General features: G+C 32.1%; 14 protein-coding genes. 3 read left to right on the top strand and 11 right to left on the bottom strand.

The genetic code is table 11. The features are described from left to right. Positions 1-150: 150 nt before the first annotated feature. The 8 genes from RSB60_RS05225 to ulaG are packed head-to-tail and all read right to left on the bottom strand — an operon-like array spanning position 151 to position 6,897. On the bottom strand, positions 151-945 hold the full coding sequence (locus tag RSB60_RS05225; RefSeq protein ID WP_332614961.1) for an HAD family hydrolase: 795 nt from the start codon (positions 943-945) through the stop codon (positions 151-153). Then, the gene (locus RSB60_RS05220) at positions 938-1,792 is read right to left on the bottom strand and encodes an L-ribulose-5-phosphate 3-epimerase (RefSeq protein WP_332614959.1); all 855 of its coding nucleotides are present in this window, start codon (positions 1,790-1,792) and stop codon (positions 938-940) included. Before RSB60_RS05220 ends, RSB60_RS05225 begins: the two co-directional genes overlap by 8 nt. Beyond that, a complete protein-coding gene (gene araD, locus RSB60_RS05215) occupies positions 1,782-2,474 on the bottom strand; it encodes an L-ribulose-5-phosphate 4-epimerase (protein ID WP_332614957.1) in 693 nt (230 codons plus the stop codon). The genes RSB60_RS05220 and araD overlap by 11 nt, the downstream gene beginning before the upstream one ends. A 9-nt stretch (positions 2,475-2,483) precedes the next feature. After that, positions 2,484-3,518, bottom strand: coding sequence for a hypothetical protein (locus RSB60_RS05210; RefSeq protein WP_332614955.1), 1,035 nt, complete (start codon positions 3,516-3,518; stop codon positions 2,484-2,486). Positions 3,519-3,572: 54 nt separating this feature from the next. Next, positions 3,573-3,875, bottom strand: a complete 303-nt coding sequence (locus RSB60_RS05205) for a PTS sugar transporter subunit IIB (RefSeq protein ID WP_323382775.1) — start codon at positions 3,873-3,875, stop codon at positions 3,573-3,575. Positions 3,876-3,898: 23 nt separating this feature from the next. Beyond that, positions 3,899-5,356, bottom strand: coding sequence for a PTS ascorbate transporter subunit IIC (locus RSB60_RS05200; protein ID WP_323382776.1), 1,458 nt, complete (start codon positions 5,354-5,356; stop codon positions 3,899-3,901). Between the two features lie 15 nt (positions 5,357-5,371). After that, the gene (locus tag RSB60_RS05195; RefSeq protein WP_323382778.1) at positions 5,372-5,830 is read right to left on the bottom strand and encodes a PTS sugar transporter subunit IIA; all 459 of its coding nucleotides are present in this window, start codon (positions 5,828-5,830) and stop codon (positions 5,372-5,374) included. 8 nt (positions 5,831-5,838) lie between these two features. Continuing rightward, positions 5,839-6,897 carry an L-ascorbate 6-phosphate lactonase gene (gene ulaG / locus RSB60_RS05190; RefSeq protein ID WP_323382779.1) on the bottom strand — a complete coding sequence of 353 codons (1,059 nt, stop codon included), beginning with the start codon at positions 6,895-6,897 and terminating at the stop codon, positions 5,839-5,841. Positions 6,898-7,089: 192 nt separating this feature from the next. On the opposite strand from ulaG, the gene RSB60_RS05185 reads away from it, so the two are divergent. Both RSB60_RS05185 and RSB60_RS05180 read left to right on the top strand, forming a co-directional pair. Next, positions 7,090-7,863 (top strand): hypothetical protein, encoded by a 774-nt coding sequence (locus tag RSB60_RS05185; protein WP_332614952.1) that lies wholly within the window; start codon positions 7,090-7,092, stop codon positions 7,861-7,863. 9 nt (positions 7,864-7,872) lie between these two features. After that, a complete protein-coding gene (locus RSB60_RS05180; protein WP_323382781.1) occupies positions 7,873-8,670 on the top strand; it encodes a DeoR/GlpR family DNA-binding transcription regulator in 798 nt (265 codons plus the stop codon). A 127-nt stretch (positions 8,671-8,797) separates the two neighbouring features. On the opposite strand, the gene RSB60_RS05175 is transcribed toward RSB60_RS05180, so the two are convergent. From RSB60_RS05175 to yaaA, 3 genes are all read right to left on the bottom strand, one after another. After that, positions 8,798-9,217, bottom strand: coding sequence for a DUF3788 family protein (locus RSB60_RS05175; protein WP_332614949.1), 420 nt, complete (start codon positions 9,215-9,217; stop codon positions 8,798-8,800). Further along, positions 9,208-10,326 carry a DNA alkylation repair protein gene (locus tag RSB60_RS05170; RefSeq protein WP_332614947.1) on the bottom strand — a complete coding sequence of 373 codons (1,119 nt, stop codon included), beginning with the start codon at positions 10,324-10,326 and terminating at the stop codon, positions 9,208-9,210. The genes RSB60_RS05175 and RSB60_RS05170 overlap by 10 nt, the downstream gene beginning before the upstream one ends. Positions 10,327-10,400: 74 nt before the next feature. Then, positions 10,401-11,144: a peroxide stress protein YaaA gene (yaaA, locus tag RSB60_RS05165; protein ID WP_332614945.1), complete on the bottom strand. Its 744-nt coding sequence runs from the start codon at positions 11,142-11,144 to the stop codon at positions 10,401-10,403. Between the two features lie 126 nt (positions 11,145-11,270). Between yaaA and RSB60_RS05160 the strand changes: the two genes are divergently transcribed. Then, complete coding sequence (locus RSB60_RS05160; protein WP_323382785.1) at positions 11,271-12,272, top strand: acyltransferase; 1,002 nt, start codon at positions 11,271-11,273, stop codon at positions 12,270-12,272. The last annotated feature ends 45 nt before the right edge of the window (positions 12,273-12,317 follow it).

Here is a 12,317-nt window from a genome sequence, read left to right as displayed (position 1 = left end):
ATTTCCCTGCCGTTACCATTTTGATTATACTTTTTCTTATTCCTTTGATTTTATCTCTAAGTTCCATGTTCTCCTCATTTCTATTCCAATATATACTAAGACAAATTAGATTATTTTAAAAGCTTAATTTTTGTTTACAACAATCACAATTTAAAGACCAAAATATTTTATCAAGAATTCACTTACACCATTGTGATTGTTGTCGCTTGTTTCATGTGTTGCACATTGTTTAATTGTTTCATCACTATTTCCCATCGCAACACCAACACTAGCAACATCAAACATCGTAATATCATTATAATTATCACCAAACACCATGATTTCATCTTTCTCACATCCAAGCATAGAAGCTAATGTTTGAATTGCATTACCTTTTGTTGCTTGACTACTTGTGATAGTGAATAATGTACCTTCCGAACGTTTGAAATTAATGTTTGGAAAAAGTTCTTCAATCTGTTTTTTTGTTTCTTTAATATCCTCAACATCATTTGTCGCAATTGTTATTTTAAAAAATGGAATATTTGAAAAGTTAATTGAAAGATTAAACTCAATATGCTCTAATTTATTTTTTAACTTTTCTTTAAAGCCTTCTAGCAATTGATGTTTTGAGTAGATTACTAATTCTTTTTCACTATATGCTAAAAAAGGAAAATTTTCATTTTCCAAAATACTACAAATTGGTTGAACTGCTTCTTTAGGAAGGGAATAGTTTTCAATCATTTTATTTTTTTGATATATGTTTGCGCCATTATTAATTATATAAGGATATTCTAAATCCAAATCTTGTACAACTTCTTCCATCAAAAATATGTTTCTACCCGTTGCAAGAGTAAATATTATATTTTTTTGTTTTAGTAGCTTTATTACCTCTTTTAGTTGAGGATCTATCTTTTTATGATCATCTAAGATTGTTCCATCACAATCTGCTACAACAAGTTTAATCATTGAACACACTATCTAGTCTTTCTCTTAGGAAACGGTTTGCATGAATACAATCTTCTTCCCAATTGTTTTGACCAACATACCAAAATTCACCTACAAACATTCTCACTCCTAAATTCTTACAACACGTAATCACTTTATTGTAATCGGTATGTCCTGTTCCAAAAGGAACTTCACGATAATGTCCTGGTTTTGTTTCTTTTAAATGTGCTGCTACAAGATGGCCTTTGCCACTTTGAATATCCGCTACTAAATCATGTTGGTATAAAACGGATGCATTTGTAAGATTTCCCATATCTGGATAAATTTGCAGATATGGATTATCCACTAAAGTTACGTATTCCATCGATTTCTTGACAGTATCCATAAAAAACGTTTCCATTGTTTCAAAACCTAGTAGAATTCCTTCTTTTGCGGCCATTTCTACAGCAATTTTTAAGTTATGGATGAATGTTTCTTTTGTCTTCTCATTACCTTTTGAATAATAAACATCATAGCCTGCTAGTTGAATAATTCTGATTCCTAACTTACTTGCTAGTTGTATCGCCTTACTCATAATATCCAAGCTCTTTTGAATTGTTTCCTCATTAAGTGATCCTAAGGGATATTTTCTGTGTCCGCTGAGACACATTGTCTTGATTGGAACACCCGTTTTTGTAATCAATTCTTTTAGTATGTTGATTTCTTCATTAGTCCAATCTAAGCGAGCCAGTTTATCATCTGTTTCATCAACACTTATTTCTAGCCAGTCGAATCCGAATTTTTTGCAATTGAGAAGTTTTTCCTCCCAGCTGCATGTATTTGGCATCGATTTCTCATAAAGACCTAATAAGTATTTTTTATTGTCCATAATAAGCTCCTGGCCCATGCTTTCTCAAGAAATGCTTGTCTAGTAAAGTCGGTTGCATATCTTCAACTGTTTTATTAATTACCTTTGTCTTTAACCCAATTGTTGCGATTTCTTCTAATACTACTGCATTGTGCACTGCATCATATGGATCTTTTCCCCATGTGAAAGGACCATGGCTATGTACAAGTACACCTGGCATTTGATTTGGTTCTATTTTTCTTTTTGAAAACTCTTCAACAATTACTTTCCCTGTATTCAATTCATAATCATTTTTTATTTCATCTTCTGTCATACAACGTGTGCATGGAACAGTTCCATAAAAATAGTCTGCATGGGTTGTTCCTAAAGCCGGTAAATCACATCCCGCTTGTGCCCAAGCTGTTGCATTTTGTGAATGCGTATGTACAACACCTTTGATATCTGGAAAATTTTTGTAGAATTCTAAGTGAGTCATCAAATCACTGGAAGGTTTTAAATTACCTTCAACACGATTTCCTTCCATGTCCACAACAACCATGTCTTCCACAGTCATCGTATCATATTCAACACCACTTGGTTTAATTACAACCAAACCTTTTTCACGATCAATACCTGATACATTACCCCACGTAAACGTAATTAATCCGTAACGAGGTAATAATAAATTAGCTTCAAAAACTTCTTGTTTTAAACGTTCTAACATATAATCCTCCTACGCTGTCGCAACATAAATTGCTGCTTCATTTTTTGTATGGTTCGCTGCAATGATAATGTCATCATTTTCACGATGTACTACATCAATATTGGCAGGTCCTACACCATTTTCTATAATTGTGACTTCATATTTATTGTCAATATATTGAATCACAAATAATTCTGCATTCACTCGACGGACACCACCAAGGAAAGAGTTTTTCCCGCAGAATTTTGTTCCTACTAATGTGTGGGCAAAGTCAATCTCATATGGATATACAAAATCACATTCATATTTACCATCTTTCAATTTATATATTTTCATGGTATTTCCATGGAATGGTTCAATTGTCATCATTTCTTCAATACCATCATTATTGATATCGACAAATGCAATTTCACTTATTCTACCTTCCATGATTTTTTCTACATGCCAGTCGCCATCTAATTGATCAGGCGGTGTAACACGAAGAACTCCTTGATCACTTGCAAAATATCCACAAACACTGCCTTCAAATTCACCCCGGCAATATCCATGATTTCTAAAACAACCATCTACAATCTTATTGAGTTCAATACCTTTTGTTGGATCATCGGGCAACACACCTGCGAAAATCTCTCCTGATTTTGACCAATCTTCTTTATCTTTTTTATCCTCAGCAATCGTAGCTCCGATAAAATAGTTAATCCCATTTTTACGATAAATATCAAAACGATGGAGATATGGTAAATGGAGAACATCCTTAATTACCCATCCAGTTTCCTTTTCATATTTACCCCAAACAATTTTAGCTAAGCTTGGATTCACTTTTAAATAAAATTCTTGTACTGCAAGAAATTCATTTTTCTTGTTTGGTATTGGAATGATAGACATACAACCACCAGCATTATCCCAAACAACTTCTTTATGCTCAAAATTTTCTCCTGAATATGCATGACAAACACTTGTAGGATCTTCACTTGCAAAAAGTGCAACAAGTTCTCCATCAATTTCAATATGACTAGCACAATAACAACGTGTCATATCATCACAATGAATTTTATTAAATTTCATAGATACCTCCCGTTTTAATTTTAAGAAGGCTACCTTAAAGGTAGCCTTAACAACTTATTTGTTTTTTTCTACTAGCCCACTATTGATTAATAATTCTTGAGCTTCTTTGTCTGATAATACATTTTTCATTCCGCATATTACGATACCTTTTTTTGCTGCATCATCAAACATATTAACGAAGTTTAAAGGACAAAATACTACATCATATTGTGTTGCTGCACTCTTCCCCTCAGATAGAGAACAGTGATGAATTGTTTGAACTTTAACTCCTAAATCTTTTGTAGCCTTTTCAACTCTCATTTTCATCATTAATGAGGTTCCTGCACCATTTGCGCACGCAACTAATATTCTAAGCATTTTATTTTATCTCCATTTCTTTTTTATTTTTTTCCGATTTTTTCTTTATATGCATCATAATCTTCAGTGATTAAGAAGTATGTGTCTGGATGTGCACGATATTGAAGTTGAGGAATAGCAATTAAAATTATTACAACTAAACCTACACCTGCATAACTTAAGAATTTCATTAATCCTGTGAAGATTGGCCATACAATTGCCCAGTCCCACATTCCTAAGTATCCACCATATGCTGCTAAGCCTACCCATGATGCTACTAATGCTGAACCGAATACTTGGCATAATCCTGAAATAAATGGCATAATCATTGCAGCTTTTACACCACCACGGTTATTCGCAAATACTGCGATTGTTGCGTTATCGAAGAATACTGGAACGAATCCTGCAATAACTAATGTAGGTGATTTTAATGCAATTAATGCTAAGATTGCTAAGAATTGTCCTAATGCACCAAACAAGAACCCGATAGTTACAGCATTTGGAGAACCAAATCCATAAACTGCTGCACAGTCAATACCTGGAACTGCTCCTGGTAAGAATGTATTTGAAATACCTTGGAATGAGTTTGTTAACTCAGTAACGAATGTACGTACTCCAAGTTGCAAGATTGCTAAGTAAACCGCAAAATTGAAACATGTTGTTAGGATATAGAAGAAGAAATTCTTGTCAGCAGCTAAGAATCCAGCTTCTATTAAATATGGTTTACCTAAGATTACAAGAATTGCACCAAAGAAAATTAGCATTAAAACTGATGTCGCAACCATGTTTTCGTTGAAGATAGATAGAAAACCTGGAAATTTAATATCTTCTAAACGTTTCTTATCTTTACCACCCATTTTTTCTGATAGTTTTGAGAAGAAGTAAATACCAAACATTTGTTGGTGAGCCACACAGAAGCCACCACCCTCTGTCAAATCTTGTGTTAATTCAACTGTTAAGTTAGAACCTACTGCCCAATATAACCCTAATACGATTCCCATTAAAATTAGAATTGGTGTATCGCCTAATGCTGGGAAGCAGAATAGCATTAACCAGAATGCTGTTGAAGCTTGTTGCATTTGTACATGCCCAGTTGTGAAAACTGCACGTAACTTTGTCCATTTTTTCAAACGAACAAGAATTAAATTGAATATGAATGCAATTAATAGTAATAACATTACTTGTGAGAATGTTCTTCCAAACACTTCTCCTAAACCTGCTGTAACAGCATTTTGACCAAAATAAGGGTCAATAACCATTGCATTTAAATCAAAACGATCTTTTAATCCAACAAGAATTGGACGGAAATTATTAACTAAACCTCCTGATCCAACACTTAGAATTAAGTATCCAACTGTTGCTTTTACAAATCCAGCAAACGCTTCATATAAAGGTTTACGAAGTAGTAAATACCCGATTAATACAATTAATCCAATGAAATATGCTGGTTGTGTTAAAATGTTAGACGCGAAGAACGTCCAAATTGACATTAAGAATTCCATAAGTTTCCCCTTTCACTATATAGTGTATTTTTCTCCCACTTTTTTTAAATCTTCATCATTCTTTACTTCTAGTAAATCTTTTACAAGGTCTTCATTCATTAACATCTCTGATAGTTCCATCATATTATTAAGATGTTCTTCATGATTTTCTGCTGCTAGTGTAAAGAATAATCTTGCATCCTTTTCAGGATCATTTGGATCAAAGCAAACTGCTTTTTCAACTTTCATAAAGCCAATTCCAGTTTTTAGAACTCCCTCAGCTCCTTCTGTTGAATGTGGCATTGCAATGTCAGGTGCTATGACAATGTAAGGCCCATATTTTTCCACACAAGCAATTACCGCATCCACATAAACAGGTTCAATAAATCCCTGTTCAATTAATGCTTCAGCGCCTCCTCTAATAGCTTCTTGCCATGTGTCAAAACCTTCTTTATAACTTGTAACCTTATTATCTAGAATTTTTTGAATTAACATATATTCACCTATAAGATACTTCTAAATGGTACATTTGGTTCTTCAGTGAAACAGTCTTCGAATCCTCTACGATAATGATATTGACGTTTATCTGCGTCATTAGGATAAATAAATTTTCCACCTACATCCCAAATAAATGGTTTGAACTTATATTCAAGTACATATTTTTTGAAATCATATAACATTAGGATTTCAGCTGGATCTGCTTTGAAGTTTGTCCATACATCATAATGGAATGGAATTACAACTTTGCATTGAAGAGCTTCAGCCATTCGTAAGATATCAATACTTGTCATTTTATCTTGGTTTCCTGCTGGATTTTCCCCAAATGAGCCTAAGGCTACATCAATCTTATGATCTTTTCCATGTTTAGCATAATACGTTGAATAATGTGAATCACCACTATGATAGATATTTCCAGCTGGTGTTTTGATTAAATAGTTAACTGCTTTTTCATCCATGTTTGTTGGACAAATTCCACGGATATCCATTTCATCAGTAACTAAGCAAGTTCTATCAAAACTATCTAGTACAACGATTTCACAGTCTTTTATGTGGATAACATCTCCCGGTTTGACTACTTTACAACGACTTTCTGGTATACCATAACTTAACCATTTTTCAACACTTTTTAATGGACCGATAAATGGAACATCTTCACCACAGTTTTTCATAACAGCTGCTGCAAAGAATGGATCAATATGATCATTGTGATAGTGAGTACTTAGAACAGCATCAACTGTTGTTACTGCAAATGGATCATAAACAATTGGTGCAGCACGCAAGTTAGGTTGTGTCATAATACCACCTGTCATGTTTCTCATTTGATGATACTTATCCATCTCTTTATTTTTCTTTGAGCGTTTTCCATTTCCAAACCATAGGTCAATTGCGATATTTGTGTTGTTTTCAGATTTAATCCATAAACCCGTGCAACCAATCCACCACATTGCGAATGTTCCTTTTTCTACTATTTCTTGATCAATTTCTTCATTTAACCAAGTTCCCCATTCAGGAAATGCGCCTAGAATCCAAGATTCTCGCGTAATGTCATTAATTTTCGGCATAGTCTTCAAATCTCCTTTGTTTGACATTATCGTAAATGATTAAGTATTCATTTACAATCTATTTATACGATTATTTAATCATTTATATGCTCATATATACTATTCTAAGCGTTTTCATTTTCCTATCATTCATAAAACATTGACTTTTATGATTATTTATCCTTTAATTAGTTTAAACAGAGGTATATTTATATGAAAAAATTAACAAATTATTCTTTCAGTGCAGAAGCAAAACGAATTGTGCACATTGTGATTTACATTATTTTCTTATTCTATTCAATCTATTTGATTACACAAGCAACCTCACTATCTGTAAAATTAGCCTATGCTGCAATCACTATAATTTTTCTAACCATCGCTATTTTTGCAGAATATTTAGAATTCTTATCTGAACAAGCTATCAAAGCTTTAAACTATGAATGCAATCCTGAAAAAGCAAAAGCAATTTATGATAAACTTCAAAAATTTGACTTCTTTAAGTCCTATAAAAATAATCGTATTCTTTTTGATACAATTTATAATCTTGCGATTATTGAACCCAATAATGCTATCAAACTAATTCAAGAAAATGATAAATATTTCCGCGCTAACATTGATGCTTTACTTATTCGAAATGTTTCCTTATTTATCGCTTACGTTGAAAGTAATAATAAAACACAAGCAAAGAAAGCATACCCTGAAATTATAAAGTTAAAAGGTGCAAAAGTTAAAGGGAAAAAATTATCACCACTCTATAATTGGGATGAATTAGAAGCATTATATTATTACATTAGTAATGATTTTGATAAAGCATGTAAAACATATAAAAATGTAAATATTGCTTATATGAACAATAAAGAGAAAACACAATATTATTTATTCTATTATAAATCACTATTACAAAATAAAGAGATTGAACAAGCAACTCAAATTAAAACTGAGTTAGAAAAGGTATGCAATTTATTACCAATCAATAAATTGATGTAGGTGACAATTATGAAAGTGAATTATGAAATTGTTCAACAACGTAGAGACGATATCATGGTACTTATCCAAAAACTAGGTAAGGTTGATGTAGAAACACTAGCAAAAGAATTCAACACATCTGAAATCACCATTCGCCGTGACCTTCAATATTGGGAAGATCGCGGGGCAATTATTCGTTATCATGGTGGAGCGAAACTTGTTCAACATATGGTCAATCACAACAATACTAATTTTACAAATGATCGATATAAACATGCGATTGCTAAGTATGCAGCACAATTTGTTGAAGAGGGAGATACCGTATTTATCAACACCTCTTCTTCGGCATTACTTGTCTTACAATATATTCAAAATAAACGTTGCACCGTTATTACAAATAATGCGAAAGCATTGCTCATGAAACATGATCCATTGGTGTCTATTTTTCTAACTGGTGGGGAACTTCGCTTTCCTAAAGAAGCTATGGTTGGAGAATTCTGTTTAAATAATTTAAATCGTGTTACTGCCAATAAGTGTTTTATTGGTTGTAGTGGTATTAATCTAGAAGACGGAATTACAACCGCTATCCAAAATGAAGTTTCCATCAATGAAACAATGATTAAAAGAACCAATGGTCCTGTTTTTGTTCTTGCAGATTATACTAAAATTGGCATCAAACATAGTTTCATTTCTGGACAGATTAACGAAGTAGATTATCTTATCACCGACATTAATGCTCCTCAAGAGGCAACAGATGCAATTACACAAACAGGCGTAAAAGTAATAAAACTAAAACCACTGATTCGAATTGATGAAACAACTGATTAAATTTCAAATATACAAGGCTTAATAATCCTGAGGTAAATAAAAAAAGTATTATTCTTCTTATAAACTCCGCTTAAGGTTTTTCTACTAGCGGAGTTTTATTATGTAAAGAAAACAATACTCAATTGAATTATTTTTGAATTTTTATTTTTAAAAGCTTATTTACGATTTCACCATCTGTATCTGTATGTACATCTATCATAAATGATCGATCCTCCATATACGGTTTTGCATCTAAAATAAGTGCTATGATTTCCTGCGGTAAATCTGAACTTTTCGCTAATGCAACCGCCTTTTCTCCAAAAACAAAGTTTATCTTGAAATAACCGTTCAAGGGTATTAGATATAATAAAGTCTGTTTGCCACCCTTTACCACGAGTGTCCATCCAGCAGCTTTACTATAAAATTTCCACTCTTCCAAAATATTATCATCAATTGCGATAAGTTGTTTTTTAATATTATCCCACAATACTTTTCGACTACCTAAAGCTTCAGAAAGCATTTTCTCATTTGGGACAATTGTTTTTTCTCCAAATATACTTAGTGACATTTTCTTTCTCCTATACCATCTTTCAAGTTGAAGTTTAATGTTCCATATTCCCTTCCATTAACAATCAATGTAATAGAATGAATACCAGGATAATGTTTTCTTACACTCATATCAGTGAATGAATGTTTTTTTCTATAAACTTTTTCCATCTTTTCTGGTAATAGAATTTCTGATATTTTAAATATCTTTCTATTTCTCTTACCACTTGATTTCACAAAATCAATTGCATATTCCAAACGCACTTTTGTTGTAGTCAAAGATGAAATTGTGAATGAAATTAAGATTTCATTTCCTATAGAAATAGATGATTCACTTAAAGTAAAATTTTGAATATTAATTGAACTAACATCATTATACCCAAAAATTGCCAATGCTTTTTGATTACCATTTTTAAGCAGTGTTCTACATCCATGTTTTACTACCCAATTGATATTTTCGCTTTTTCCATACCAATCACGCGCAAGCTTTAAAACAAGTTCTGGGTGTGTTTTAGAAATATCGTTTAGATTATTTGCGACACTTTTTCGAACATATAGCGATGGGTCATCCTTCAACTGTTCCAGTATTGGAAGAATTGGTGTTGGATCTTTCTTGAAACTACTCAACGCAAATGCCCATGGCAATGCTGGGCGGCACCCTTCCGATGAAAGTCTTCTCACGTGTTCATTGTCATGCATAGACCACGCAATCATTTGTTTAATCATACGTTCTTCATCATTAACAAGAAATGGTCTTACCGCAAATTCAGCCGATGCATATTCAGTATATGTCGCTAAAGCTTCCATTGACACAGCAAAATACATTTCATCTTGTCCATAAAGCTCAACAAATGCCGGAAAGAAAAAACACAAACCATTCATAGAATTGCCATAGTTTGTCACAACTTTATTCAAAACATCTAACGCTTCAATATAATTTTCTGGTAAATATTTCTTTAAATTTACCGCTATTTGATAATATCTATCTTTTAATTCCAAAGTATCCCACGTTTCATTCATTATCGTTTTTAAAAAATCTTCTATTTTGAAAGGAACATAAATTGATTGAATATCACAAGCTAGCCTATAAAGTAATTGGTGATTATATACGTCTTTCAGTAAATCCGGCATATGTAAACATTCCTTTCTGATATGGTTTTAAAATCATATCACACTAACCATGACATCCTTTGTCATGTACTTTATTAATTTTTATCTTTTATAAATACAAATTCATATTCATTTGATAGCTCTTCACTAAACTTAAATCCATTTTCTCTAAATTGTTTTATTCCCATTATAGTTCTAACATTGTTTGTAGCTAAATATCGTACCATTGCTCCTCTTGCCATCTTAGCAAGCGTTCCTTTAACGATTACTTTATTATCTTTAAATTCACCAAAAATACAAGTAATCATCTTCGTCTGCAAGTGCTTTTCAACAACATCACTATATTCTTTTGAAGCTAAATTCAAAATAAAATCTTTTTCATTATTTAGTTGACTTGCTATTTTTGTCCCCCAAAATTCATACAATGTTTTATGTTTCTTATGATTTATTTTTGCTTGCATCTCTAACCGATATTGTACAACACTATCGGTTGGTCTCAACATCCCATACAAGCCACTTAAAATAATTAAGTTCTCATTCACATAGTTCCATTCTTCATCTGTAAAAATATGTGGTGCCATCGCTTGATATTGTAACCCTTGATAAGTTACAAGAGCCATCATGTTTGCTTCATCTATTTTATTGGTATGAAATCTTTCATGATTTAATGATACAAGTTGATCATTACATTTTAGTATCTTTTTTAATTCACTTTTAGAACATGATTTCATATAGTGATGCAGCTCCTTCGCCTCACTTAAAAAAAGTGGCGCGGTACTTGGAGTGAATTCGTCACTTGTATCAATCATTTTCTTTGCTGGAGAAATAATTATTTTCATTTTATCACCTTTCCTATTTTACCATAAGTTTCTTAAAAACTCTTTATTCTACAAATTTTACTTCACTCACTATTCAATATGTTTAGCATTATTAAATTTGTAGTATAATAGTTTCGAGGTAATCAAATGAAGAAAAATTATAACGCCATAGACTTGATGAAATTCGTTTCAGCTTTCTTGGTTATTCTAGTACATACATATCCTTTTTATACTAGCGTTCCTACCCTTGGATTTATTTCCAGTAACATTGTTGGTAGGGTCGTAATTCCATTCTTTTTTATCGCGGCTGGATATTTCTTTCAAAAAGGAAATCCAACACCTGAACGTTTTAAAAAGTATGTATTTAAGCTTGTTAAGCTTTATTTAATCTGGAGTATCCTTTATATTCCACTAGGAATTCACTTATTAAATGGATATATGGAAATGACCCCCGTACTTTGGGCAGCGGGTTCATTTCTAGCACTTGTTAATTTTGGCACTTATTTTCACTTATGGTATATGGCAGCACTTATTTTTGCAATTGTATTTTGTTATTTCTATTTAAAGAAATTTTCAATTAAGTCATTGTTAATTATTGGGGCAATCTTATTTACTATTGGATGTCTTGAAACATACTATGGTTTTATTCCTGAAGGAATGATTAAACAAGGATTTAATATTTATCTAGCTTTATTCTTTACAACACGAAATGGTCTTTTCTTTGGAATTTTATTTGTATCCATGGGTATGTTTATCGCAAAGAATAATATCCAAGATAAAATTAAAAAACCATGGATATTTTCTGGAATATTCTTTATTGCTTTGTGCGTAGAAGCTTTCGCAATACGTTCACTTGGATCTGCTATCGATTATAACTTTTATTTTATGGTAGTACCTTTTAGTTTTTTCTGGTTTATTTCACTGGCAACTACGCAGTTGAATTGGAAGTGGAATTTTGCAGATTTACGAGAATATAGTGTGATTATTTATTTCAGTCATGGAATTTTCTTAGAATTAGTTCCTATACTTCTTGATTTATTTCATGTTGGATTTTATTTCGATAGCGGTATTTTCAGACTTATCTCCGTTCTTATCCCAACTTTAATTCTGTCCTATATCATTAAACATTATATTCCATTCTTAAGATAAGCTGATGCTTATCTTTTTTAAAATAAAAAGACAAATATTTACTAT

The organism is Anaerorhabdus sp. (assembly GCF_036657415.1).
In the GTDB taxonomy this organism is placed as follows: domain Bacteria; phylum Bacillota_I; class Bacilli_A; order Erysipelotrichales; family Erysipelotrichaceae; genus Anaerorhabdus.
The sequence above is the reverse complement of the archived record's forward strand: the minus strand, read 5'-3'. Positions and strand labels throughout refer to the sequence as shown.